General features: G+C 51.3%; 21 protein-coding genes. 2 read left to right on the top strand and 19 right to left on the bottom strand.

The features are described from left to right. Positions 1-34: 34 nt before the first annotated feature. The 3 genes from ACPAOP_RS14690 to ACPAOP_RS14680 form a co-directional block, all read right to left on the bottom strand. Entirely contained in the window at positions 35-931 is an 897-nt protein-coding gene (locus ACPAOP_RS14690; RefSeq protein ID WP_423708509.1) for an alpha/beta hydrolase, read from the bottom strand. A gap of 96 nt (positions 932-1,027) precedes the next feature. Then, positions 1,028-1,546, bottom strand: a complete 519-nt coding sequence (sodC, locus tag ACPAOP_RS14685) for a superoxide dismutase [Cu-Zn] SodC (RefSeq protein ID WP_423708508.1) — start codon at positions 1,544-1,546, stop codon at positions 1,028-1,030. A gap of 125 nt (positions 1,547-1,671) precedes the next feature. Continuing rightward, positions 1,672-2,424 (bottom strand): phytanoyl-CoA dioxygenase family protein, encoded by a 753-nt coding sequence (locus tag ACPAOP_RS14680; RefSeq protein ID WP_423708507.1) that lies wholly within the window; start codon positions 2,422-2,424, stop codon positions 1,672-1,674. 143 nt (positions 2,425-2,567) lie between these two features. On the opposite strand from ACPAOP_RS14680, the gene ACPAOP_RS14675 reads away from it, so the two are divergent. After that, positions 2,568-3,623, top strand: coding sequence for a 3-deoxy-7-phosphoheptulonate synthase (locus tag ACPAOP_RS14675; RefSeq protein ID WP_423708506.1), 1,056 nt, complete (start codon positions 2,568-2,570; stop codon positions 3,621-3,623). A gap of 114 nt (positions 3,624-3,737) precedes the next feature. Here the strand turns inward: ACPAOP_RS14675 and ACPAOP_RS14670 are convergent, their stop codons facing one another. From ACPAOP_RS14670 to ACPAOP_RS14655, 4 genes are all read right to left on the bottom strand, one after another. After that, positions 3,738-6,506, bottom strand: a complete 2,769-nt coding sequence (locus ACPAOP_RS14670) for a M16 family metallopeptidase (protein ID WP_423708505.1) — start codon at positions 6,504-6,506, stop codon at positions 3,738-3,740. Positions 6,507-6,525: 19 nt separating this feature from the next. After that, positions 6,526-6,651, bottom strand: coding sequence for a hypothetical protein (locus tag ACPAOP_RS14665; RefSeq protein ID WP_423680585.1), 126 nt, complete (start codon positions 6,649-6,651; stop codon positions 6,526-6,528). A 380-nt stretch (positions 6,652-7,031) separates the two neighbouring features. Then, positions 7,032-7,448: a BLUF domain-containing protein gene (locus ACPAOP_RS14660; RefSeq protein ID WP_423708504.1), complete on the bottom strand. Its 417-nt coding sequence runs from the start codon at positions 7,446-7,448 to the stop codon at positions 7,032-7,034. A 349-nt stretch (positions 7,449-7,797) separates the two neighbouring features. After that, entirely contained in the window at positions 7,798-7,977 is a 180-nt protein-coding gene (locus tag ACPAOP_RS14655; RefSeq protein ID WP_423708503.1) for a hypothetical protein, read from the bottom strand. Positions 7,978-7,983: 6 nt separating this feature from the next. Between ACPAOP_RS14655 and ACPAOP_RS14650 the strand changes: the two genes are divergently transcribed. Continuing rightward, positions 7,984-8,487, top strand: coding sequence for a GNAT family N-acetyltransferase (locus ACPAOP_RS14650; protein WP_423708502.1), 504 nt, complete (start codon positions 7,984-7,986; stop codon positions 8,485-8,487). Between the two features lie 207 nt (positions 8,488-8,694). On the opposite strand, the gene ACPAOP_RS14645 is transcribed toward ACPAOP_RS14650, so the two are convergent. From ACPAOP_RS14645 to rplK, 12 genes are all read right to left on the bottom strand, one after another. Continuing rightward, positions 8,695-10,056 carry a formimidoylglutamate deiminase gene (locus ACPAOP_RS14645; RefSeq protein ID WP_423708501.1) on the bottom strand — a complete coding sequence of 454 codons (1,362 nt, stop codon included), beginning with the start codon at positions 10,054-10,056 and terminating at the stop codon, positions 8,695-8,697. Further along, entirely contained in the window at positions 10,053-10,868 is an 816-nt protein-coding gene (gene hutG, locus ACPAOP_RS14640; protein WP_423708500.1) for an N-formylglutamate deformylase, read from the bottom strand. The genes ACPAOP_RS14645 and hutG overlap by 4 nt, the downstream gene beginning before the upstream one ends. Positions 10,869-10,948: 80 nt before the next feature. After that, on the bottom strand, positions 10,949-11,755 hold the full coding sequence (locus ACPAOP_RS14635) for an IclR family transcriptional regulator (protein WP_423708499.1): 807 nt from the start codon (positions 11,753-11,755) through the stop codon (positions 10,949-10,951). 180 nt (positions 11,756-11,935) lie between these two features. After that, positions 11,936-12,619: an SPOR domain-containing protein gene (locus ACPAOP_RS14630; protein ID WP_423708498.1), complete on the bottom strand. Its 684-nt coding sequence runs from the start codon at positions 12,617-12,619 to the stop codon at positions 11,936-11,938. Positions 12,620-12,637: 18 nt separating this feature from the next. Then, positions 12,638-13,408 carry a type III pantothenate kinase gene (locus ACPAOP_RS14625; RefSeq protein ID WP_423708497.1) on the bottom strand — a complete coding sequence of 257 codons (771 nt, stop codon included), beginning with the start codon at positions 13,406-13,408 and terminating at the stop codon, positions 12,638-12,640. Between the two features lie 41 nt (positions 13,409-13,449). Beyond that, a complete protein-coding gene (locus ACPAOP_RS14620) occupies positions 13,450-14,292 on the bottom strand; it encodes a biotin--[acetyl-CoA-carboxylase] ligase (protein ID WP_423708496.1) in 843 nt (280 codons plus the stop codon). A 187-nt stretch (positions 14,293-14,479) separates the two neighbouring features. Continuing rightward, entirely contained in the window at positions 14,480-18,706 is a 4,227-nt protein-coding gene (gene rpoC / locus ACPAOP_RS14615) for a DNA-directed RNA polymerase subunit beta' (protein ID WP_423680573.1), read from the bottom strand. Positions 18,707-18,934: 228 nt separating this feature from the next. Continuing rightward, entirely contained in the window at positions 18,935-23,041 is a 4,107-nt protein-coding gene (gene rpoB / locus ACPAOP_RS14610; RefSeq protein WP_423680572.1) for a DNA-directed RNA polymerase subunit beta, read from the bottom strand. 215 nt (positions 23,042-23,256) lie between these two features. Next, complete coding sequence (rplL, locus tag ACPAOP_RS14605) at positions 23,257-23,634, bottom strand: 50S ribosomal protein L7/L12 (RefSeq protein ID WP_423680571.1); 378 nt, start codon at positions 23,632-23,634, stop codon at positions 23,257-23,259. 57 nt (positions 23,635-23,691) lie between these two features. After that, the gene (rplJ, locus tag ACPAOP_RS14600; protein ID WP_423680569.1) at positions 23,692-24,189 is read right to left on the bottom strand and encodes a 50S ribosomal protein L10; all 498 of its coding nucleotides are present in this window, start codon (positions 24,187-24,189) and stop codon (positions 23,692-23,694) included. Between the two features lie 293 nt (positions 24,190-24,482). Beyond that, positions 24,483-25,175 carry a 50S ribosomal protein L1 gene (gene rplA / locus ACPAOP_RS14595; RefSeq protein WP_423680568.1) on the bottom strand — a complete coding sequence of 231 codons (693 nt, stop codon included), beginning with the start codon at positions 25,173-25,175 and terminating at the stop codon, positions 24,483-24,485. After that, the gene (gene rplK / locus ACPAOP_RS14590) at positions 25,175-25,606 is read right to left on the bottom strand and encodes a 50S ribosomal protein L11 (protein ID WP_186886082.1); all 432 of its coding nucleotides are present in this window, start codon (positions 25,604-25,606) and stop codon (positions 25,175-25,177) included. The genes rplA and rplK overlap by 1 nt, the downstream gene beginning before the upstream one ends. Positions 25,607-25,648 lie beyond the last annotated feature (42 nt).

Raw genomic sequence — 25,648 nt, 5'->3', positions numbered from 1 at the left:
AAGGCGCAGACAGCTGATGCTGTTGCGCCTTTTTTTATTTCAGACAAGCGCTGAGAAACTCCTGAATTTTTGCGGACACCTGACGCCCCTGAGAACCAAAAGTAAAATGATCAGCATCGGCAATCGTCATTAACTCCACCGATGCGCCAGCTGCTTTCATTTTTTTTGTAAAATCCCTTGCCTGCTGCACAGGTACCGTCGCATCCAGCTCGCCCTGCAACAGCAATAATGGCGGCAACTTATTTTTCAGCTTACCTGATGCCGGGACATAACTGATGGGACTGGCGTCTTGGAATATCTTCGCCGACGCAGAAAAATCCTCACCCAGCAACGATTTCAGCATCACCCGCGGTGACATGGGGCCACGTATTGCAGGGTCGGCAGTCTGCCACCAATTGGGGAAATCCAGCGGGGGCGCATGTAACACTGCACACCGCAACTGACTGCTGACGCCGCTGTAACCACCAGCGCTGTCCCACCTCCCCGGCGTGACCGCTGCCAGTGCGAGCAAATGCGCACCGGCAGAAACACCAAATGCACCAATTTTCTCTGGATTGATCTGATACTCAACTGCATGGCTGCGTAACCAGCGCACCGCACATTTCACATCCTCTATCTGCGCAGGAAACCGTGCTGCTGGTGCCAGGCGGTAATCGACACTCATCGCGACAAAACCCATGCGTGATAATTGCTGCAACAAACCGTGTAAATCCGTACGGGAACCACCGAGCCAGCCACCGCCATGCACCACCACCACCGCAGAGTACGGCGGCGATGCATTGGTCGCCGGCAGCACATCAAATTTCAGCGGTACGTCATTGCCGCAAGCGGTGACGGTTTGCAATACAGGCATTGCTGCGGGTGTTACAGCCTGTGCCGGATAAATGAATATCATCAGAATCAACAAAGTGAAACAAAGACGCAGAAGCATAAAAAACCATTAAAAATAAACTACAAAGAAAAAAACCTCACGTCAGACGCAAGGTTTTTATATCACGACACAAAAGCTGTTCACATGCTTGCATGTTTATGGAACCACGCCACACGCCATGCGAGCACCGCCGCCGCCCAGCATCGCAGGATGATCGCTGTGATTATCGCCGCCCGCGTGCACCATCAGCGCATGTCCGCTCAGATCGGCCGCTTTCAGACGCGGTGCCAGCACCGGATAATTCGCCTTGCCTTCCGCATTCACATATAAAGCCGGCAAATCACCTTTGTGTCCTTTGCCATACGGCCCCAGATGCGCACCTGATTTTTCCGGGTCCCAGTGCCCTCCGGCACCCAGAGCGGCGGTTGCCACGCCATTATTTGCCGCAGGTGCGCAAGAAGGATTCGCGTGTACGTGAAAGCCGTGTACACCTGCTGGTAACCCGGTTAAATCCGGTGTGATCAGCAAACCGTAGGCAGTATCTTCCAGTGTCACTTTGCCAGCAGAACCTAGATTGCCGCTCGCATCGACAAAATGCAATTCCACAGTTTGTGCCTGCGCTATTCCAGTGATCAGGCTTGCTGCTATCAGACTCAGCTTCATTTTCGATAACATGGTGTCTCCTCAGGTTGAATGACAGGTGAAACGAAACCATTGCCCGCATGCATGTAACAACGTTCTGCAACTTTATCTGCAATGGACTATGAAACACAGCAAAGACTGACTATACACTTTTTATATCACAAAGGAATTTCAGGCAAACCCGCCGAACGAGAACCTGCTTCCGGCACATTTGCCGCATCCCGGTAAGTGAACACCATAGAAAATTTGCCCGCCGTGGTCTGATTTTTCCCCGCGGCATGAAACAGGTTACTGTGGAACAACAAGACATCGCCTTGCTGCAAAGCGACCGGTCGCGCCTGTGCCAGCAAGGCTTGATTCTGCGGCAAATCAGTGCGTAAAAACTGGGCAGTGTCTAATTGGGATGCCTCGATCGGAAGCTGATGCGAGCCCGGTATCACCAGCAGACAACCGTTTTCTACCGTTTCATTGCGCAAAGCCAGCCACGCTGAAATCAGCTCAGCCCGCGCAAAATGCCAGTAGCGGCTGTCACGGTGCCAGCCAGTCGCGGTGGAATACTGTGGTTGCTTCGTCATGATGCAATTGTGATGCGCTTGCGACATCAGTGCACCGTCACCGAGTAATTGCAATAATGGCTGCGCCAGTGCCGCGCCGGTCGCCCACTTTGCCAGTATTGGATCACGTGCATACGCCTGCAACAAGCGGCGTGCGGTATGCCCACCTTCGGCCTCGCGCGACGCCGGTGAGCCGGGATAGCGGGTATCCGCCTCATATTCTATGGGCTGTACGTCGTCCGTTAATTGTTGCTCTGCAAAGTGAATCACCTGTTCGCAAAAATCCGGCGTGGCCAATCCTGGTAAAACTAAAAAACCCTGAGTCTGAAACTCCTGAATCTGATCAAGACTAAGCATTGTTATTGCCAATTTTCAAAAAGTGCAAAGTGCTATTGTGCCACGCGCTCCACTTCGCGTTGCCGCAAAAAATGGCAAGTTTTGCGGCACAGCAGCAAATTAAGTCATAATAGGAACCAGGTTTTTCACTTCAGACTCCCAACATGACCACTACCGCACTCGAAAATATCAACATCGTCTCGTTTGATCACATGCCTGCGCCGGAAGAGCTGCACGCCCGCTTGCCCCTCACGGAAACGGCAGGTAATGTCGTTGAACAAAGCCGGGAAGCCCTGCGCAATATCCTGGACCGCAAAGACAAACGCCTGTTCGTCGTTGTCGGACCTTGCTCGATTCATGATCCGGTGGCCGGTCTGGATTACGCACGCCGGCTGAAAGCATTGCAAGAGGAAGTCAGCGATGTGATGTTGCTGGTGATGCGCGTCTATTTTGAAAAACCACGTACCACGACCGGCTGGAAAGGCTATATCAACGACCCGTATCTGGATGATTCTTTCCGTGTCGATGAAGGCATGGAAAAAGCCCGTCAGTTTTTGCTGGACGTCTGCGAGCTCGGCTTGCCAACCGGTACCGAAGCACTCGACCCGATTTCACCACAATACCTCGGCGACCTGATCGCCTGGACGGCGATAGGCGCGCGGACGACGGAATCGCAGACGCACCGTGAAATGTCCTCCGGTCTCTCAACACCGGTGGGCTTCAAAAATGGTACCGATGGTGACATCAGTATCGCGATTAATGCGATTCTGTCCGCCTCGCATCCGCATTCCTTCCTCGGCTACAACAGTCAGGGCCAGGTATCGATAGTGCGCACCAGTGGCAATCAGTATGGCCATGTCGTGTTGCGTGGTGGTGGTGATCGTCCGAACTACGATACGGTGTCGGTCGCGATGGCACAACAGGCGCTGGTGAAAGCCAAACTGCCGCCGAATATCGTGGTTGACTGCTCACATGCCAACAGCTTCAAAAAACCGGAATTGCAACCGCTGGTGATGGCCGATGTGGTGAACCAGATAGCGAATGGCAACGATGCTATCGTCGGTGTGATGATCGAATCAAATATCGTCGCGGGCAATCAGGCAATTCCTGCCGATTTATCGCAACTGAAATACGGCTGTTCTGTGACCGATGCCTGTGTGGACTGGAGCACGACAGAGACAATGTTGCGAGAAGCCGCTGCGAGATTGCGTCAGAAATAATCGATTCAGTAGAAATAAAAAGCGCAGTGTGAATGATCACACTGCGCTTTTTTTATATTTCAGCAGACATCAACGCAAGCAAAATTTTCTGCCGTGTTGTGCCTGCAAAAACAATTACTTCGCAGCCGCTGCTTTCTTCGCTGCACCGGCAAAATCACCGACATAGAAATGCGCAAAACTGTCTGGTTTCACGTATTTGCGAATCACAGCATTGACATCGTCCAGCGTCAGTGCGGCAATTTTCGCTTCAACCTCAGCGTCAAACGCCATGGTGCGGCCGACAAATAACTGGCTGCGCAGGTTGCCAGCCAGTGCCGGATCCTGCGCACGGCGAATATTGCTTTCCTGAGCAATAGACTGTTTTGCATCGGCCAGTTCCGCAGCAGTTACACCATCCTTGACGAGCAAAGCCAGCTCTTCTTTCACGCCGGTTTGTAATTTCGCCAGATTTTGTGGTGCGTACATTGCGTATAAAGCAACCGAAGCATTTTTGTCGATGCTAGGCACGTTCAGTGAACTGCCGGCACCGTAACTAATGCCCTCTTTCTGACGCAGACGATTGAACAGACGAGATTTAATACCGCCACCGAGAATATTATTGGCAACACGCAGCGCCGGATAATCAGGTGACTGGTCATCGAGTTCAAACGGCAGTGATGCGAGATAGAACGCATTCGCTTTGTCCGGTGTTTCTATGGTCTTCGCTTGTCCGACTGCATTCAGATTCAGACTTGGAACGCGCACAAACTTCGTCGGACTATTCCAGTCACCGAGCACGGTCGCCAGTTTGGTTTTGACTTCTGCTGCATCAAAATCACCGACCAGAGAAAACTCGGCACTGTTTGCGCCATAGAAGGTTTTGTAGAACTCTTTAACGCTGTCGAGTTTCGCTGCGCTGTACTCTTCCGCCGCTTCATCGAAAGAATTCTGGTAGCGAATATCCCCTTTTTTATACAGGCTGTTTTTCAACGCGCCCATCGCCCGTGTTGCTACCGACTGAGGCTCATTTTTACCGGCTTCTATCTGCGTCAGATTTTCTTTGACCAGCAAATCGAATTCCGATTGCGGGAAAGTCGGCGCACGCAGCACTTCACGCAGCAGATCCAGCAATGCCGGCAGATTGGCGCGCACAGTATCGAAGCTGACATTCAGATTCTGACCGGAGCCGGAGATACGTAATTTGGCTTTGAGCTCACCAAGTTTAGTATCGAGTTCGGCACGGGTGAATTTGCCCGAACCGCGCATCAGCATATCAGCCGTCAGATCGGCAACAGCGACTTTGCCGAACAGGGATTTTTCATCGCCGAAATGCAGGCTCAGATTGCCGTTCACAGTTTCACCGCGCGTTTTTTTACTTAACAGTGCGACTTTCGCACCGTTTTTCAGCGTCAGTTTTTCTGTGCGTTTATCGATATTCGCTGCAGTCGCATCGAAGGTTTCACCTGCTGCCACAGTCGCACGGCCTTTATAGCCTTCCACCAGTTTAGCGACATCCGGTGCCGCCGGAATTTCGGCGCGATCAGGTTTTGCCACTGGCAGGAACTGACCATAACTGCGGTTATCGGGTTTGAAGTAATTTTGTGCGACACGCTGTACATCAGCCACTGTCAGCGCCTCAATGCGATCACGTTTTACGAAAAACATGCGCCAGTCACCCAGCGCGATCGATTCAGACATACTGACGCACAGACGTTGCGGATCATTGTTGATTTTTTCCAAAGTATTCAGCAGATTGGTTTTCGCCCGTTTCAATTCAGCTTCGGTGACTGGTTCTTGCGCCAGCCCTTCGACTGTTTCAATCAGACCTGCTTTAACGTCAGCCACATTCTGATCTTTGCTCATGATACCGAGGAACATGATGTAGCCAGGCTCTGCCAGCTGGAAAGGCACGTCTTCGACACTCACCGCCTTTTTGCTTTCCACCAGTTTTTTATACAAACGGCCATTGGGTGCCGAACCAAGAATCTCGCCTAACGCAGATACTGCAACAGCATCGGTATGACTGCCTGATGATGTCGGATACAGTACGGCAGCCAGTTGCTGATCGCTGACGCGGCGTACTGTTACCTCACGCGTACCGTCGCGTGGTGCTTCGCGGGTCCAGGTGTTGCTCAGTTCACGTGTCGGTTTGGCGATGACACCAAAGGATTTTTCGATCAGCGCCAGCGTTTTTGCCGGATCGAATTTACCGGCCACCATCAGCACAGCATTATCCGGCTGATAGAACTTACGGTAAAACGCCTGCAGGTTAGTGATCTTTACGCCTTCGACGTCAGAGCGGGCACCGATGGTGCTGTGACCATAGTTGTGCCAGTCGAAAGTAGCGGCACTCAACTGCTTCCAGAGTACGCCAATCGGATTGTTTTCACCGATTTCCATTTCATTGCGGACCACGGAAAATTCGGTATCGAGATCAACCCGCGCCACTTTGGAATTGACCATGCGGTCGGCTTCCATTTCCAGCGCCCATTTCAGATTATCTTCACTGGCAGGAAAAGTTTCGAAGTAGTTGGTGCGATCGTAAGACGTGGTGCCATTGAACTGCATGCCGCGCTTGCCCAGCTCTTGCATGATGTTGCCACGGTCTTTGGTCCCCTTAAACACCATGTGCTCAAGCAAATGCGCCATACCGGTTTCGCCGTAACTTTCATGGCGTGAACCAACGAGGTAAGTCACATTGACGGTGGTGGTTGGTTTTGATGCATCCGGTGCCAGCAAGACGCGCAGACCGTTCGGCAAACGGTATTCCGTGATGCCTTCCACACTGGTGTACGCAGTCGCTTTTGCTGCAACAACCGCTTTTGGCGCTGCTGCAAGGGTAGGCATTGCAGTCGCAGCAGTGAACGCGAGGGCAAATGCAAGGCAGATTGGTTTGAGTTTCATTGATTTATTCCATTAGTCGTTAAACGGTCAGCTTCACTACTTCAGAACTTTTCTCTTCTGTTTCTTTGATCTCTGATACCAGCCCGAGGCCGGTCGCAGCAGTCAGAACAACGGACACCATCACACCGTCAAGGCTGTTTTGCATGTATCCCGTTATGAAAGAAAATTATCGTTCTCTTATTAAACGAGAAAAGAAGCATAACAAATTTTCATTGTTTTGCGAGAGTTTGTGACGAAATGATGAATACACCGACGGAATGCAGAATATGGTCGATGAAACAACACGAATTCTTTGCGGCAAGAACCCTGATGTTCACCGGTAATAACAATAAAAACGGGGAGTATGTGAAATTTTCGCACTGATGTCCCGATGATATAAGGATCTCATAAAATACTCCGGGGAGTATCTTACGAGGCCAGAAACGAATGCAGGCTCACCGCGCATCGGTGGTGTGAGCGCTCCTGAGTGTGACAGTGCGCATCACAGGCTGGACAACACCGCTCAGCGTGAAGGCTGGCAGAACCTCAGCTTAACAGCCTGGCGTTACTGATGACCTCGGTAAAAAATTCCTTCAGCGCCGGCGCGGGGAGCAGGAAAGGATCAAATTCAGAGGTCGGTGAATACTTCAGGAAGATGGCCGAGTTCTCAGCTGTTGCAGCAATGAGTCCCATATTCCAGCTGGTGAACTGGCGTTGTGTGATCTCTTCGAGCACCAGTATTTCGGGCCGGGTGTGACGCTTGTCTTTGAGAATATGATGGTAAAGCGCATTGACTGCAGAACGCTCGCCTTCAAGGCATTGCAGAAAGATGCCGTTCGATAAACTCAGCGCTCCGGTAATGGCCAGTTGCTGATTATTTTTCCGCGAACTGGACAAGATATCTTTCACGTCTGCTGGGCCAAGATTCACCGCGCGGCTGGCATAAATTAAACGAATCATCATAATAATCAAACACTTTCATCATCAAGAGTCAGTCCGGAAACAAGAGGGCAACAGTGCAGCTGCCGCCGATTATAGAGAGTTATGGAAAAGGTCGCTGAGGTCAGCCAGATATGTCGGCGCTGACATCGTCTTACCCCACCATGACGCATGACATCCGCGCGCTGATCTGTAGCAGATGATCGGCTTTTTCCCAACTCGTACGCGGCGTATTCCAGTCGCCATGACATTTCAAATGCAGCCGGTATTCATATTCCTTTTTATAAAAATAAGGGGAGTATCCGCGATTTTCACTGTTATCTCGCGATGAAATAAGGGTGTCTGAAAATACCCGGAGGGAGTATATTTAGCTTTAACAAAGAAACAAGTGAGTCACAGGTGAGCCGGCAGCGGCTTCATTTACCGGACTTTTCCTTAGTTCGGCTGCACTGCCTGCCATCAGATTACTGGTATCTGGCAGCAAAGTATTTCCCTCTGCCTGCACAACTTTTTCTGTGACGATCCTGCCAATGACGCTTCCTTTTTTTGACATCAGCCAATGACATCCTCGCCCGCATCTATCACCGTACGGAATTTAACAGCAGACGAATGGCAACAATACCGGCAAACCAGACTGCGTTCTCTTGTTGACTCTCCAAATGCCTTTGGCAGCACCTTTGCAGCAGAAAAAGACAGGTCTGACGAAGCGTGGGCAACACGGCTCTTGCTGGCAACAAGCTCAGGCAAAGATCACCCGTTAGTAGCGGAAATTCCGGACGTTAGTAATGAATTTGCTGGCTTGCTGTGGGTGAAAGAGGATGCCACTGATACCTCCATCGTCCATATTTTTCAGATGTGGGTAGCACCGGAATATCGCGGACAAGGTGTTGCCACGGAGCTGCTCAGAGCAGCAATTCTCTGGGCGAGATCAAGGTGCGCCAAGCTGGTTCAATTAGGGGTGACATGCGGTGACAGCGCCGCAATGCGACTTTACCTCCGCGAGGGATTTCGGGCTATCGGGACACCTGAACCGCTGCGCCCGGATTCCGCTTTACTGGCATAAACAATGCGTCTGGTACTGGAGCAAACGCCTGCCGCCAAGGATATTTTCCCTGGAAAATAATGGCATAGTGGTTGCACGCTGACCTTATTTATTTTCTGAAAATAGGGGAGTATGCACAAAAATCGCCTTAATCTCAGCAGAAAATAAGGAGGTTTAAAAATACTCCCCCCAGTATATTTTTCGCTTCAAACCGCGGAAAATACCAAATCACAGCTTGCGCAACTCGCGCATGCAGTCGACATAGGCGCTTTCTATCTGCGCTTGCTGGCAGTGGCGGCCATTACTGACGACTTGTTTTCCACCAACATAAACGTCGCGCACCAGCGTATCGTTACCGGCAAAGATCCAGGTATTGAGGACATCGCTGCTGGAAATTCCGGCCAGATTCGGATGCGCATCGTCCAGCACAATGAAGTCGGCACGATAACCGGGGGCAAGTTTGCCCAGCCTGCGCCCGCTGGCTTGCGCGCCGCCCCGCAGCGCGGACTGCCACAGAAAATCACCGACCTTTTTTTGCTGTGCATTGCCGGCAATATTGCGGCCTTGCAAACGCAGACGCTGACCGTATTCCAGCCAGCGCAATTCTTCGACCACGCTGTGCGAAACATGGCTGTCGCTGCCGATACCAAAACGTCCACCGGCGGCGATGTAATCCGGCAAATCGAAAAAGCCATCACCCAGATTCGCTTCGGTGGTCGGGCAAATGCCGGCCACGGCGCTACTGTTTGCAATGCCTGACACTTCAACAGGCGTCAGATGCGTGGCATGCACGAGGCACCAGCGCTGATCGACGAGACCGCTATCGAGCAACAATTCAACCGGGCGCTGGCCGCTGGCAGCAAGACATGCCTCGACTTCTTTGATCTGCTCAGCGATATGGATATGCACGGGCCGCCCGGCAGGCAGCGCCAGTTGCAGCTCGCGTATCTGGCCTATGCTGACCGCGCGCAGTGAATGCGGCGCCACGCCAACTTCCACCTGATGACTGCGGCTGGCTTCCAGATTTTGTACCAGCAGCAGTATGTCATCGACACTCGTTGCAAAGCGACGTTGATCATCACGCAGCGGCGTCGCGTTGAAATCGGCATAGCTGTATAGCACCGGCAGCATGGTCATGCCTATGCCACTCTGCTTGGCAGCAGCGATCAGGCGTTGCGCCATTTCCGCTGGATGCTCATACATCTTGCCTGCAGGGTCGCGATGCAGATAATGGAATTCACACACTGCGGTATAACCGTGGCGCAGACATTCGGCATACAGTTGTGCGGCAATTGCCTGTATCTGCTCCGGCGTGATGTGCAGCGCGTAGCGATACATGAGATCGCGCCAGGTCCAGAAACTGTCTTTGCTGTCGCCCGCGATTTCAGTCATACCCGCCATCGCGCGCTGGAATGCGTGGGAATGCAGATTGCACATGCCCGGTAAAACGTAAGTCGCCTGCGGCTCACCGGGTCTGACGGTGACATCATTTTCTATGCTTTGAATATCGCCCTGCGCATCCCACTGCAGGCGGATATTCTTTGCCCAGCCTTGCGGCAAAAACGCGTTGTGCGCAAACAGCGTCGTCATGCCGCCTCCGTTTCATTCGCCCAGTCTATGCACTGCTGCAGTAATTGCCTCAGCAGCCCTTGCACCTGCTGCGCCAGATCGGGGCGATACGCATACGGCGCCGCTTCGTTCATATATACGCGCTGGCTCATTTCCAGTTGCACCGCGTGTATGTTCTGTGCTGGCTGACCATACTGCCGCGTGATGTAGCCACCTTTGAAGCGACCATTGAATACATGGCTGTAGCTTTGTGCATCGCCTGCTGATTGCAGACAATCGGCCAGCCTTTGTTGCAGTGCCGCCGCACAGGATTTCTGATCGGCAGTACCAAAATTCAGATCAGGTAATGTGCCATCAAAAAAGCGCGGCACGACCGATGCAATCGAATGCGCATCCCACAACACCGCTCTGCCGTACTGTCGCCGCAAACGCGCAAGTTCCGCCTGCAATTGCTGGTGATATGGTTGCCAGTATGCGCTGATGCGCCGCTGAATTTCCCTCTCCGTCGGCAGCTGGTCCGCCAGATACAAAGGCTGTTTGGAAAACGTATCCACCGGACACAGACCAGTCGTATCCTGCCCCGGATACAGATTGGCATTATCCGGTGCGCGGTTCAGATCGATCACGTAACGAGAATATTCCGCGATCAGCGTTGATGCACCGAGCTCTTGCGCCATGTTGTACAGCAAAGGCAAATGCCAGTCGGTATCAGCTTTCTCTTGCGCCACGGGCAGCATCTGCGCGGCGATGTCGGCCGGTATCGTCGTTCCCACATGCGGCATGGAAATCAGTAAGGGCACGCGGCCTTGTTGAAAATGGAATGCGGGATACATGGGACGCTTTCAAAAATGGCTAAGACGATAGAAATAATGTTAGCGATGGCAAGGGCACTGTCGATATAGTTTGTTCAGATTCAGAGGCGGCTTTCGAGTCGCAGACGCTGACTGATCTTGGCCGCAGCCGCCTGCGTCAGCCGTATCAATTCATTGCTACGCGGCAGGGCGCGGCTGGTCGGTGCCATCAGTGACAGGGTCGCCTCGGCCTTGGCCGTTGCCGACATGACCGGCACGCTGACGCCCCAGACGCCAAGGTCAACTTCATCCTGACTGACCGCATATCCTTGCCGGGCGATCTCTTGCAGTTGTTGTTTCAGCTCAGCCACGCTGGCCTCATCTAATTGCTGAGCAGCCAGTTCGGCATCCAGCACGGCCGGCGGCAAGCTGGCTAATAAGGCTTTAGCCGATGCGCCGCGCGCCGTCGGCCCTGTACTGCCACGCGTGAACGAACAGCGTAAAGCCTGCGGGCTTTCCAGCATATCGAGACAAATTACCTGCCCATGCAGATAAATCAGTAAGCCTACGCTCTCACCGGAACGCTCCAGCAATTGCTGCATTTCTTCGCGCGACTGCTGCATCAGGAACGAATGCTGATCAAAGCCCCACACAAGCTGCACCGCCATCGGGCCGGGTTCATATAATCCGTTCTGGGCTCTCTGTCCGCTGTTCGCATGTTCCTGCAGCAGTCCCCATTTTTTGAGGAGAGCAATGTGCCGGTACAAACTGCTCAGCGGTATGCCGGTCTGTGCCACCAATTCCCGGGCAGTAACAGCCTGCCCTGCGCGTGCAACGCAAGCCAGCACCTGCAGTACACGTTCTCCGGATGGCACATCACTCCCGCTAACGACAGCGGATACAGGAGCAGAGGAAGATAAATTATTCATCGCTGATTCATTGCAGACGTTTCAACATAAGCTCTGCCATGCTAACAGCAGACTCCGGAATATCAAGCAGGTATTCTCATTTCATGAGAACAGAGTGTCAGATTTTTAGCAGCAAGAAAAAAAGCGCCACAAGGGGCGCTTGATCTGGTGACTTCGGCTATCTCAGAATCCAGATAATGTTCAGCTTTTGCTGTACGCAGTGTTCTGGCAATTGCGGGTTTCCTGCGCCGGGAATTGTGCCTTGATCGCATCAAACCGGCTTTTCTCTTCTCCGGTCAGAGCCCGTAACTGATAGGCAAATTTGCTCGTCGTTACCGAACGCGGCATGATACGGGCAGTGCGCACGCCTTTATTATTGAGATTCGCGAGGTGCTGTTTTGCCGCTTCTTCTGTCTTGAAAATACCGAGTGAAATGCCCCAGTGCAAGCTTCCCTGCTCCTGAATGACAAAAAAATCAGTCACGCCGATACGACGTAATTCCCCCACTTTTTTATCGGCACCTTCCTTACTGCCCTGCGAAGGAATATAGACCATGTGAGTACCGACATCACTGACATTCAGTCGTGACTGCCTGTCACCCAATGCCAGTGTTTTTAATTTTTCTTCTATCTTCGGGGCCTCAGTCTGAGGGAAATTACCAATTTCGAGACAAGCGATGATGTCAGTTTTTTTTTCTGGCACCGGTGGCTCTGCTGCAGTCATTGCAGCACTTGCGGAAATCTGTACCAGTTCATCAACATGATACTGTTTTTTCATACGCTCCGGCTCGCGCGTATCCAACGACCAGGATCCCAGCCAGCCCAGATTAAACGCTAGCACAAATGCGTTCAAGACCAGCAAACTCCAGAAAAAAAATCGCAGCATGATGATAAATAAATGAATTCAGTCCGGGCTCGATTGTGCCACGACGTACAAGCCAGTCAAGACAAGATTGGCGATATGCCGGGAATCAAAGCTCAGATGCGGTAACAGATAAGGCGCTGCACCGCCGGAGATCAGACAGGTTACTGCCGTTTTCTGTTCCGCGGCAAAGGCTTGATAAGCCAGTGTGATCGCACCCGTCTGCGCATGTATGCAACCGCTGACAATCGCCTGATCGGTATTGTCCGCAAACAGCTGATTGACCCCGATACTTTCTGCGACCTGTGGCAATTGTGCGGTATTACGTGCCAGCGACTCCGCCATCAGTTTCAGGCCCGGCAAAATCATGCCGCCGGTAAACACCCCGTCCGCGCTGACCGCATCGACTGTCGTTGCTGTACCGCAGGTAGCCACAATCAGATTCTGCTGCGGATACAAGTAATGCGCAGCAATCGCCGATGCAAAACGATCACAACCGAGCCGCTGTGGCTGGCGATATTGATTTTTCAGGCCAGCCAGTTGCGCCTGCGACGTCAGCCAGTAAGGCTGCAGTGCTGGAAAAATACGCGCTAAGATATCGCTGAGCTGCGCTTTCACTGCTTCACCGGCGACATTCGAAATCAACACCCGGGTGACCGGATATTGTTTCCAGCGCTCTCCCAGAGTCGCAATTTCTGCGTGTGTGACAGAGTCCACTTGCTGCCAGTCGGGCAAGGCATTAGTCAATGCTGTCGCCAGTTGCGGAACCCCCCATTTGATGCGGGTATTGCCGGCATCAATCAGTAATAACATAGGTCTTCTTCTTTCTTTTTTGTACAGTCACTGCGCGGAAATCAGTCCGTAGCAGCCGGTCTCAGCGAAACATCTCCAGCCAGAACAGGTATTTGCCCGGCAGGCGTCTGCAATAACAAACGACCGCTGACATCGACGCCAGTCGCGATACCCTGCTGCAATATCTGGCCATGATCGAGGATCTGCACTTCCTGATTCGCGTATGCATGCAGCGTATTCCAGCGCACCTGAAACGCAGAAAAACCATATTGGTCAAATTGCCCGAACGCTTTTGCGAGAGCGTTCAGCAAGCGTGCGAGCAGGACATTTCTATCCATCCTGGCAAGCCACGGCGCATCAGCAACGGTGCGTCCCAGACTGGCTTCGAATGTGTCCGGTAGTTGCAGATTCAGACCAATGCCGGCGACAATCCAGGTGCCGCCCTCCTTGTTCGCAGCACTTTCTATCAGCACACCGGCAAGCTTTTTCCCATCACGCAAGATATCATTCGGCCACTTCAGTTGCACCGGCAGATCCAGCGCATGCAGTACTTCAGCGATCGCAACACCGACGGCCAATGGAAAACCCATCAGTTCATGTGCCGCCCGCGCCATGGGCCACGCCAGTGAAAACATCAGCATGCCACCGGGTACCGACTGCCAGCTGCGACCTGCACGCCCCCGCCCCGCAGTCTGATGCAAGGCCACGCGCAACAGCGGCCGGGTCAGTTCATTCAGTCTGGATAACAGATCTGCATTCGTCGAACCGGTCTCAGCCACCACTTCGATCGCTGCCAGCATGCCAGATGCATCGCACATAGTGCGTATCTGTTCCGCGGTGATATTCACCGTAACTTCATCAGCGCGATAAGCTGTCAGCGCTGGGATAAAACATGGATCGGACATAGATACGTTTCGTCATTTCAATTCAGATGTAGATGTAGATGCGTGACCGGGTCAACACATCATCTCTGAAGCATTGCAGTGACATCTGATTATCAGCACAGCGGTAAACTGTGCGATATCTGATTCTCTATAAAAAAACGGCACCGGAGACTAAGCTTCGGTGCCGTTTTTGTTCTTTCAGCTACGCTTACGCGTCGCCTTCGTGCACATCCGTTGTTGCTTCAGGAGCAGGAGCAAAAGCCGCTTTTTCTGCTTCCAACAGGGCATGACGTTCATCCGCTTCCCAGGTTTCTTTCAACTTGCGGGCACGGTGGAATGCCAGACCGGTACCAGCAGGAATCAGACGACCAACGATCACGTTTTCTTTCAGGCCGCGCAGGGTATCTTTCTTGCCCATGATCGCTGCTTCTGTCAGAACGCGGGTTGTTTCCTGGAAGGACGCTGCCGAGATGAAGGAATCGGTCGACAGAGACGCTTTGGTAATACCCAGCAAAATATTTTCATACGTTGCAGGAATACCGCCAGCAGCGACCACACGATCATTTTCACCGAGCAAGTCAGAACGTTCAACTTGTTCACCAACGATGTAGTTAGTATCGCCAGGGTTCACAACCACAACACGGCGCAGCATCTGACGCACGATCACTTCAATGTGCTTGTCATTGATCTTAACGCCCTGCAAGCGGTAGACGTCCTGCACTTCGTCAACGATATAACGTGCCAGCGCTTCGATACCCAACAGGCGCAGGATGTCTTGCGGGTCAGCCGGGCCGTCCACAATCATTTCACCCTTGTTCACCACCTGGCCATCATGCACCAGAACCTGTTTATCTTTGGTGATCAGGAACTCATGTTTCTGACCGTCCATGTCGGTGATTTCCAGACGTTGTTTACCTTTGGTTTCTTTACCAAACGCAACCGTACCTGTCACTTCTGCCAGCATACCGGCATCTTTCGGAGAACGGGCTTCGAACAGTTCCGCAACACGTGGCAGACCACCGGTAATATCACGGGTTTTTTGCGATTCAGTCGGAATACGCGCCAGCACTTCACCAACGTGTACTTGCTGACCGTCTTTCACTGTAATCAGCGCGCCAACCTGGAAACCGATCGTTACAGCGTGTTCTGTACCGGAGATCTTGACCTCTTCACCTTGCTCGTTCAGCAATTTGACTTGTGGACGCAGTGTTTTGCCACCCGCACCACCGCGACGTTTCGCGTCAATCGCTACCAGTGTGGACAAGCCGGTCACTTCATCAACCTGTTTCGCAACAGTCACGCCTTCTTCGACGTTTTCGAATTTCACGGTACCTGTGTATTCGGTGATGATAGGACGTGTCAGCGGATCCCATGTTGCCAGTGCAGTACCTGCCTTGATCACCATGCCGTCTTTCACAATCAGCGTCGCGCCGTAAGGTACTTTATGACGTTCACGTTCACGGCCATGATCATCCGTAATCAGCACTTCGCCGGAACGGGAAATAACGATCTGGTCGCCTTTGCCATTCGTTACATAACGCATCGTTGCTGTGAAACGGATAGTACCGTTGGATTTCGCCTCAACAGAAGATGCCACTGCAGCACGCGACGCCGCACCACCGATGTGGAACGTACGCATCGTCAGCTGTGTACCTGGTTCACCGATAGACTGCGCAGCGATAACACCGACAGCTTCACCGGCATTGACCATCATACCGCGGCCCAGATCACGGCCGTAACACATCGCGCACAGACCGTAACGTGTGTCACATGTCAATGGCGTACGGACTTTCACCTCATCAATGCCCAGTGCTTCGATACGTTCTACGGCAACCTCATCCAGCAGAGTGCCCGCTGCGTACAATGTCTCCTGAGTTTCAGGATTGACGATGTCGTTAGAGCAGACACGACCCAGAATCAGATCACGCAGAGGAACGTTCACTTCACCGCCTTCGACCAGCGCTTTCATGGAAGAGCCGTTGCTTGTACCGCAATCGTCTTCAACCACAACCAGATCCTGGGTAACGTCAACCAGACGACGAGTCAGGTAACCGGAGTTCGCTGTCTTCAACGCCGTATCGGCCAGACCTTTACGCGCACCGTGCGTGGAAATAAAGTACTGCAGAACGTTCAGACCTTCGCGGAAGTTCGCGGTAATCGGTGTTTCGATAATCGAGCCATCCGGTTTCGCCATCAGACCACGCATACCCGCAAGCTGACGGATCTGTGCTGCAGAACCGCGCGCACCGGAGTCGGCCATCATGTAAATCGCATTGAACGATTCTTGCGTACCAACAGTGCCGTCACGGCGGGTGACTGGTTCAACTTTCAGTTGTTCCATCATCGCCTTACCGACTTCATCACCGGTCTTACCCCAGATATCAACCACTTTGTTGTAACGTTCACCCGCAGTCACCAGACCGGATGCGTATTGCTGCTCGATCTGTTTGACTTCCTGCTCAGCCGCTGCAAGCAAGGTCACTTTTTGTGGTGGTACCAACATATCGTCGATACAGATGGAAATACCAGCGCGTGTCGCGAGACGGAAACCCATTTGCATCAGCTGATCGGCAAACACAACCGTCGCGCGCAGACCGCACTTACGGAAAGATGTATCAATCAGTTTGGAAATTTCTTTTTTCTTCAGCGGACGGTTCAGTACCGTGAATGGCAGACCTTTTGGCAGAATTTCTGACAAAATGGCGCGACCAACGGTAGTTTCGTAACGTTTGATCGTTTTAACGAATTCACCAGTTGCCGGATCTTTCGGATATTCCGTAATACGGACCGTCACGCGTGTCGCCAGCTCGACTTCCTTATTGTCCCAGGCGCGGATCGCTTCTGAAACATCAGGGAACATCATGCCTTCGCCTTTGCCGTTAATGGCTTCGCGCGATGCGTAGTACAGACCCAACACGATATCCTGAGAAGGCACGATAGACGGTTCGCCGTTAGACGGGAACAGAATATTGTTAGACGCCAGCATCAGCGTACGGGCTTCCATCTGCGCTTCGATAGACAGAGGAACGTGAACCGCCATCTGGTCACCGTCGAAGTCGGCATTGAAAGCCGCGCAGACGAGTGGGTGCAACTGGATCGCTTTACCTTCGATCAAGACTGGTTCAAACGCCTGAATACCCAAACGGTGCAAAGTTGGCGCACGGTTCAGCATAATCGGATGTTCGCGGATCACTTCTTCCAGGATATCCCAGACGACTGGCTCTTGAATTTCAACCAGTTTCTTCGCTGCCTTGATCGTTGTTGCCAGACCCATCAATTCCAGTTTATTGAAAATGAAAGGTTTGAACAGTTCCAGGGCCATCAATTTTGGCAGACCGCATTGATGCAATTTCAGTTGCGGACCAACCACGATAACGGAACGACCAGAGTAATCGACGCGCTTACCCAGCAAGTTCTGACGGAAACGACCGCCTTTACCTTTGATCATCTCAGCCAGAGATTTCAATGGACGCTTGTTCGCACCAGTCATTGCTTTACCACGACGACCATTGTCTAACAATGAATCGACCGCTTCTTGCAACATCCGCTTTTCGTTACGCGTAATGATTTCCGGAGCGCGCAATTCCATCAGGCGCTTCAAACGGTTATTACGATTGATGACGCGGCGATACAGATCATTCAGATCGGAAGTCGCAAAACGACCACCATCCAGTGGTACCAATGGGCGCAACTCTGGCGGCAACACTGGCAACACTTCCATAATCATCCAGTCTGGCTTGATGCCGGAGCGTTGGAACGCTTCCAGCACTTTCAGACGTTTCGCATATTTCTTGATCTTCGCTTCGGATTTGGACTCTTTGAGTTCTACACGCAAAGTTTCAGCGTCACGATCGATATCGATAGAACGCAGCAGTTCACGGATGCCTTCTGCACCCATAAACGCGGTGAATTCATCACCGTACTCTTCGTATTTAGCAGCGTAGTCGTCTTCCGACATGATCTGGCATTTTTTCAGCGGCGTCATGCCTGGATCGGTCACAACGTATGCTTCAAAATACAAAACGCGTTCAATATCGCGCAATGTCATGTCGAGCACCATACCCAGACGGGATGGCAGGGATTTCAGGAACCAGATATGCGCTGTTGGCGATGCCAGCTCAATGTGACCCATACGTTCGCGGCGTACTTTCGCCAGTGTGACTTCGACGCCGCACTTTTCGCAAATCACGCCACGGTGCTTCAGGCGTTTGTATTTACCGCACAGGCATTCGTAATCTTTGATCGGTCCGAAAATTTTGGCGCAGAACAGACCGTCACGCTCAGGTTTGAAAGTACGATAGTTGATCGTTTCCGGCTTTTTAACTTCACCGTAGGACCAGGAACGAATTTTTTCAGGAGACGCCAGACCAATTTTGATCGCGTCGAATTGTTCGTTAGGTTGGACTTGCTTGAATAGATCGAGCAGGGCTTTCATGTATATCACTCCATTAAAGCGCGCAATTCATTTTGAAATTCACGCTTGGTGGCTGAATGGTGCTGCAACAGAAGGTTTCGCCTGACCCTGTTCGCATCAGCGGGAGAGCCAGGTCTGACGACACTGGTTCCGCTCATACCGGGAACGAACTCGCTTCTAAACTGCTGGCCAGCTTAATGACCAACGCCCGAAACTCGTTCGGGCGATGGTTTTACTACTTAATTACAATTAATCGCGTTCGAGATCGATATCGATACCCAGAGAGCGGATCTCTTTGACCAGTACGTTGAACGATTCCGGCATACCGGCGTCGATAACGTGATCGCCTTTAACGAGATTTTCGTACACTTTGGTACGTCCATTCACGTCATCGGACTTGACGGTCAGCATCTCTTGCAAGACGTAAGACGCGCCGTACGCTTCGAGAGCCCAAACCTCCATCTCACCGAAACGCTGACCACCGAACTGTGCTTTACCGCCCAATGGTTGTTGAGTAACCAGAGAGTAAGGACCAGTCGAACGGGCATGCATTTTATCATCAACCAGATGATGCAGTTTCAGCATGTGCATGTAACCCAGTGTGACTTTACGTTCGAATGCTTCACCGGTGCGGCCATCATACAACGTCACCTGATTCTTTGATGGTGTCATACCGAGATGCTGCGCGATATGGTCAGGGAAAGCCAGATCCAGCATACGACGGATCTCTTCTTCATCTGCACCGTCAAACACCGGCGTTGCAAACGGAACACCATTTTTCAGGTTATTCGTCAGTTCGAGAATTTCTGTATCAGTGAAGCTGTCCAGATCTTCGGTCTTACCGGATTCGTTGTAAATCTTTTTCAGGAATTCACGCAGTTCCTCGACTTTGGCTTTTGCCTTCAGCATTTCACCGATACGCAGACCCAGACCTTTAGCTGCCCAGCCCAGATGTACTTCCAGAACCTGACCAACGTTCATACGGGAAGGAACACCCAATGGGTTCAACACGATGTCTGCCGGTGTACCGTCGGCCATGTATGGCATATCTTCAATAGGCACGATACGGGAAACCACACCCTTGTTACCGTGACGACCAGCCATCTTGTCACCTGGTTGCAGACGGCGTTTGACGGCAAGGTAAACTTTAACCATCTTCTGAACGCCCGGTGGCAATTCATCGCCCTGTGTCAGTTTGGTACGTTTTTCTTCGAAAGCCAGATCAAACTGGTGACGCTTTTCAGCGATAGAATCTTTGATCGCAACCAGCGCATTCGCGGCTTCATCGGATGCCAGACGAATATCAAACCAGTGGTATTTGTCTATGCTTGCCAGATATTCTCTGGTGATCTTGCTGCCTTTAGCCAGTTTAGCCGGGCCACCGTCAGCAATCTTACCGTCGAGCATACGTTCCAGACGCTCAAATGCATCGCCTTCAACAATACGCAGCTGATCGTTCAGATCGAGACGATAACGCTTCAGTTCATCGTCGATAATCTGTTGAGCACGTTTGTCGCGCTGGATACCTTCGCGAGTGAACACTTGCACGTCGATGACCGTACCAACCATGCCGGACGGTACGCGCAAAGACGTATCTTTTACGTCGGACGCCTTTTCACCGAAAATCGCGCGCAGCAGTTTTTCTTCCGGAGTCAGCTGAGTTTCACCTTTTGGTGTCACTTTACCGACCAGAGTATCACCGGCGGTGACTTCAGCGCCGATGTAGACAATACCGGACTCATCCAGACGAGCCAGTTGGTTTTCAGCCAGATTCGAAATATCGCGTGTGATTTCTTCAGCACCCAATTTGGTATCACGCGCAACCACGGACAATTCTTCGATATGAATTGACGTGTAGCGGTCATCAGCCACTACTTTTTCAGAGATCAGAATCGAATCTTCGAAGTTATAACCGTTCCATGGCATGAACGCGACCAGCATGTTCTGACCAAGAGCCAGCTCACCCATATCTGTCGATGCGCCGTCAGCAAGTACGTCACCTTTTGCAACCACATCACCAACCTTCACGATAGGACGTTGGTTGATATTGGTATTCTGGTTAGAACGTGTGTATTTGATGAGGTTGTAAATATCCACACCGACTTCACCAGCCTGTGCTTCAGCATCATTCACACGAATAACGATACGGCCCGCGTCGATGTAATCAACTTTACCGCCACGCAATGCCTGTACTGTCGTACCGGAGTCAACTGCAACAGTACGTTCAATACCTGTACCGACAAATGCTTTTTCCGGACGCAAGCAAGGAACCGCCTGACGTTGCATGTTGGCACCCATCAACGCACGGTTCGCATCATCGTGTTCGAGGAACGGAATCAGCGATGCCGCAACAGAAACGACCTGACCAGTTGCCACGTCCATGTACTGGATACGTTCCGGGGATACCAGGATAGTTTCGCCAGCTTCACGTGCGGACACCAGTTCATCAATCAGTTTGCCTTCGCCATCGATCGTCGCATTCGCCTGAGCGATGATGTAACGACCCTCTTCAATCGCGGACAGGTAATCGATCTGATTGGTAATTTTGCTGTCAACCACTTTGCGGTATGGTGTTTCCAGGAAACCGTATTCGTTCAGACGCGCATACAGAGCCAGCGAGTTGATCAGACCAATGTTTGGTCCCTCAGGAGTTTCAATCGGGCAAACACGACCGTAGTGGGTTGGATGCACGTCGCGGACTTCAAAGCCGGCGCGCTCACGTGTCAGACCACCGGGTCCCAGAGCGGAAATACGACGCTTATGCGTGATTTCTGACAATGGGTTGGTCTGATCCATAAACTGGGACAATTGTGATGAACCGAAGAACTCACGAATCGCTGCAGAGATAGGTTTGGAGTTAATCAGGTCATGCGGCATCAGGTTGTCGGCTTCTGCTTGACCCAGACGCTCTTTGACTGCACGTTCAACACGCACCAGACCGGCACGGAACTGATTCTCAGCCAGCTCACCGACGCAACGAACACGACGGTTACCCAAGTGATCGATATCATCGACTTCACCGCGGCCATTGCGCAGCTCTACCAAAATTTTAATTACAGCCAGTATGTCTTCGTTCGACAAAGTCATCGGACCGGTCAGCTCATCACGACCAATGCGACGATTAAACTTCATACGGCCGACCGCAGACAGATCGTAACGTTCTTCGCTGTAGAACAGACCATTGAACAATGCTTCGACAGAATCTTCTGTCGGTGGTTCGCCAGGACGCATCATACGATAGATCGCGACGCGGGCTGCCATCTGATCAGATGTATCATCAGTACGCAAAGTCTGAGAAATGTATGCACCCTGATCAAGGTCATTCGTGTACAGCGTCTGAATATCTGTCACGCGCGCTTCGCGTAAGCGAGTCAGCAACTCTTCTGTTAACTCATCATTCGCATTCGCGATCACTTCACCGGTATCAGCGTCGATGATATTTTTCGCTAATACACGGCCGAGCAGATAGTCTTCTGGCACGGAAATATGTTTGATTCCGCCTGCCTCGATTTCACGCACATGCTTGGCATTAATACGCTTGTCTTTCGCAACGATGACTTTGCCGGATTTATCCGTAATATCAAAACGGGCGACCTCGCCACGCAAACGTTCAGCGACAAATTCCATCTCTGCGCCGTCAGCATGCAGATTGAAGTTATCAAAAACGAAGAAGTTCGCCAGAATCTGTTCGTTGCTCATGCCGATAGCACGCAGCAAAATAGTGACAGGCATCTTACGACGGCGGTCAATACGGAAGAACAGGATATCCTTCGGATCAAACTCGAAATCCAGCCACGAGCCACGGTAAGGAATGATACGCGCAGAGAACAACAATTTACCGGAAGAATGCGTTTTGCCGCGGTCATGTTCAAAGAACACACCCGGAGAACGATGCAACTGGGAAACGATCACACGCTCGGTACCGTTAATGACAAAAGAACCTGTCGTCGTCATCAGAGGCAATTCGCCCATGTAGACTTCCTGTTCTTTCATTTCTTTAACGACAGGCTTGGTCGGAGACTCTTTATCCAGGATCACCAGACGCACTTTTGCGCGCAGTGGGGAAGCATAGGTCAGACCACGCAATTGACATTCCTTGACGTCAAAAGCCGGATCACCTAAAACATAGGACAAGAATTCAAGACGAGCGAATCCATTGTGTGAAACGATAGGAAAAATCGAAGTGAAGGCAGACTGCAGGCCCTCATTTTTACGGTTTGCCGCTGTTCTGTCTTCTTGTAAAAAGCTTTGATACGACTCGATTTGAGTCGCCAATAAGAACGGAACGTTGTGGACGTTGGCGCGCTTCGCAAAAGATTTACGAATACGCTTCTTCTCAGTAAATGAGTAGTGCATGGACACTCCGTGAGTGACAAGGAAGGATGGAGAATTCAGGATTCCTGTCACAAAATTCATTCAACTCTGCGACAAAAAACCTCAAGTCTCAGCCCTCGGTCTTAATAAACAGCTAAACAACCCTGAACGACAAAGAAGCCAAAGAGGAACCCTCTCTTTCAAGAGGATTCCTGCCTTTGACTTCGGCAAATCCGGAGATTTGCCTTAATACTGTATTACTTAACTTCGACTTTAGCGCCAGCTTCTTCAAGCTTTTTCTTAGCAGCTTCAGCGTCAGCTTTAGCAACACCTTCTTTAACTGCTTTTGGTGCGCCATCAACCAGATCTTTAGCTTCTTTCAAGCCCAGACCTGTGATTTCGCGAACTGCTTTAATGACGCCAACTTTGTTTGCGCCAACGTCAGCCAGAATTACGTTGAATTCTGTTTGTTCTTCAGCAGCTGCACCGCCGCCACCGCCGGCAGCAGCTGGACCAGCTGCAACTGCAGCAGCGGACACACCAAATTTTTCTTCGAAAGCTTTTACCAGATCGTTCAGGTCCATTACGGACATCGCGCCTACGGCTTCCAGGATATCGTCTTTGCTAATTGCCATTTGAAACTCCAATTAATTAATTACATTGATACGGTATTTGACGGAAACTTCACTGCATTAAGCAGCTTCTGCTTCTTTCTTTGCTGCCACGGCTGCCAGAGCACGTGCGAAAGCAGATACAGGAGCCTGCATCATACCTACGACTTGCGCCAACAAGACCTCGCGGCTTGGGATGCTTGCCAATGCAACAACGCCAGCTTTATCCAGCGATTTGCCTGCATAGTTACCCGCTTTGATAACCAGTTTGTCATTGCCTTTTGCAAAGTCTTGAACAACTTTAGCAGCAGCAACAGCATCGTCCGAGATCGCATAGATCAGTGGACCTGTCATTTCAGAAGCGAGGCTGGCAAATGCAGTTCCCTCAACAGCGCGACGTGCGAGTGTGTTTTTCAACACGCGCATGTATACGCCCTGAGCACGCGCGCTAGCACGCAATTGCGTCAAATGACCGACCTGGATGCCACGATATTCAGCCACGACGATAGTCTGAGCAGTTGCTACTTTTGCAGAGACTTCAGCGACGACGGCTTTTTTGTCATTCAGATTGAGACTCACGGTCAACCTCCATTAATGATATTCAGTCTGCACATCAGGATGATGCACTTCCCTCACATCGTTTCGAACACGGCGTCCGAAGTTAGGAGTTTCACTGGGGGACCAGTAATCACTACAAAACTTGTTCGGGTACACCATCTGCGTTGGGTTCTGTTAATTTTCTTTACAGATGTTTAACTTGAAACAAAGTCACAAGCCCAACGGTCTTTGACACTCTGGATATACTGATTACTCAGCATATCTAGCCCAAAGATACGCCTCATGCAATACAGCATGAGGACTTAATTTTTTACTTAGCCGAGATTAGCGTGATCAACACGCACACCAGCACCCATCGTAGATGAGATAGAAATCTTACGCAGGTAAACACCTTTGCTTGTCGCAGGTTTAGCTTTGTTCAGTGCATCGATCAAAGCAACCAGATTCGATTTCAGGTCACCATCGGAGAAAGATTTACGGCCGATCGTTGTGTGAATAATACCTGCTTTATCTGTACGGTATTGTACCTGACCTGCTTTTGCATTTTTAACTGCTGTCGCAACATCTGGAGTCACTGTACCGACCTTTGGATTTGGCATCAGACCACGTGGACCCAGAACCTGACCCAGAGTACCAACGATACGCATAGTATCAGGAGATGCAATCACGACATCAAATGGCATATCGCCAGATTTAACGCGCTCTGCCAGATCTTCCATACCAACGATGTCCGCACCAGCCGCTTTTGCTTCTTCGGCTTTCGCACCTTGAGCAAACACTGCTACGCGTACTGTCTTACCTGTACCCGCTGGCAACACTACTGCGCCACGGACAACCTGATCAGATTTCTTAGGATCAACACCGAGTTGAACGGAAACGTCGATAGACTCGTTGAATTTTGCAGTAGCGCATTCTTTGATCAGTGCGATCGCATTGTCGAATGGGTACACTTTCAGACGATCTACTTTAGTTGCGAGCAACTTTGCTTTTTTAGATAACTTAGCCATTACAGACCCTCCACCGTGATGCCCATAGAGCGAGCGGAACCAGCGATAGTACGCACTGCTGCGTCCATATCAGCTGCTGTCAGATCTGCGCGTTTAGTAGTCGCGATCTCTTCAGCTTGCTTACGTGTGATGCTACCAACTTTATCAGTGTGAGGCTTAGCTGAACCTTTAGTGATACCTGCAGCTTTTTTGATCATGTAAGTTGCTGGAGGAGTCTTCATCACGAAAGTGAAAGACTTATCTGCAAACGCAGTGATCACAACAGGAATTGGCATACCTGGTTCAACACCCTGAGTCTGCGCATTAAATGCTTTACAGAATTCCATGATGTTCAAACCACGTTGACCCAGAGCTGGACCGATTGGTGGGGATGGGTTTGCTTTACCAGCTGGCACTTGCAGCTTGATAAAACCGATAATTTTCTTTGCCATGTTGGCTCCTTCATTGATTGAGTATTAGCGCCTGACAAAAAT

Origin of the sequence: Undibacterium sp. WLX3042 (assembly GCF_049544825.1) — a bacterium.
Lineage (GTDB): Bacteria > Pseudomonadota > Gammaproteobacteria > Burkholderiales > Burkholderiaceae_D > Undibacterium.
Note: the sequence above shows the minus strand (reverse complement) of the source record. Positions and strands in the feature narration are given on the sequence as shown.

Coding starts and splice junctions, on each gene's coding strand:
- ACPAOP_RS14665 (WP_423680585.1), bottom strand. CDS start 6,651: ATGCAAAACAGCCTTGACGGTGTGATGGTGTCCGTTGTTCTGACTGCT.
- ACPAOP_RS14645 (WP_423708501.1), bottom strand. CDS start 10,056: ATGACGACGCTGTTTGCGCACAACGCGTTTTTGCCGCAAGGCTGGGCA.
- rplL (WP_423680571.1), bottom strand. CDS start 23,634: ATGGCAATTAGCAAAGACGATATCCTGGAAGCCGTAGGCGCGATGTCC.
- ACPAOP_RS14635 (WP_423708499.1), bottom strand. CDS start 11,755: ATGAATAATTTATCTTCCTCTGCTCCTGTATCCGCTGTCGTTAGCGGG.
- ACPAOP_RS14675 (WP_423708506.1), top strand. CDS start 2,568: ATGACCACTACCGCACTCGAAAATATCAACATCGTCTCGTTTGATCAC.
- ACPAOP_RS14650 (WP_423708502.1), top strand. CDS start 7,984: ATGACATCCTCGCCCGCATCTATCACCGTACGGAATTTAACAGCAGAC.
- rplK (WP_186886082.1), bottom strand. CDS start 25,606: ATGGCAAAGAAAATTATCGGTTTTATCAAGCTGCAAGTGCCAGCTGGT.
- sodC (WP_423708508.1), bottom strand. CDS start 1,546: ATGTTATCGAAAATGAAGCTGAGTCTGATAGCAGCAAGCCTGATCACT.
- ACPAOP_RS14670 (WP_423708505.1), bottom strand. CDS start 6,506: ATGAAACTCAAACCAATCTGCCTTGCATTTGCCCTCGCGTTCACTGCT.
- rpoB (WP_423680572.1), bottom strand. CDS start 23,041: ATGCACTACTCATTTACTGAGAAGAAGCGTATTCGTAAATCTTTTGCG.
- ACPAOP_RS14655 (WP_423708503.1), bottom strand. CDS start 7,977: ATGTCAAAAAAAGGAAGCGTCATTGGCAGGATCGTCACAGAAAAAGTT.
- ACPAOP_RS14690 (WP_423708509.1), bottom strand. CDS start 931: ATGCTTCTGCGTCTTTGTTTCACTTTGTTGATTCTGATGATATTCATT.
- ACPAOP_RS14680 (WP_423708507.1), bottom strand. CDS start 2,424: ATGCTTAGTCTTGATCAGATTCAGGAGTTTCAGACTCAGGGTTTTTTA.
- hutG (WP_423708500.1), bottom strand. CDS start 10,868: ATGTATCCCGCATTCCATTTTCAACAAGGCCGCGTGCCCTTACTGATT.
- rpoC (WP_423680573.1), bottom strand. CDS start 18,706: ATGAAAGCCCTGCTCGATCTATTCAAGCAAGTCCAACCTAACGAACAA.
- ACPAOP_RS14625 (WP_423708497.1), bottom strand. CDS start 13,408: ATGTTATTACTGATTGATGCCGGCAATACCCGCATCAAATGGGGGGTT.
- ACPAOP_RS14630 (WP_423708498.1), bottom strand. CDS start 12,619: ATGCTGCGATTTTTTTTCTGGAGTTTGCTGGTCTTGAACGCATTTGTG.
- ACPAOP_RS14620 (WP_423708496.1), bottom strand. CDS start 14,292: ATGTCCGATCCATGTTTTATCCCAGCGCTGACAGCTTATCGCGCTGAT.
- ACPAOP_RS14660 (WP_423708504.1), bottom strand. CDS start 7,448: ATGATGATTCGTTTAATTTATGCCAGCCGCGCGGTGAATCTTGGCCCA.
- rplA (WP_423680568.1), bottom strand. CDS start 25,175: ATGGCTAAGTTATCTAAAAAAGCAAAGTTGCTCGCAACTAAAGTAGAT.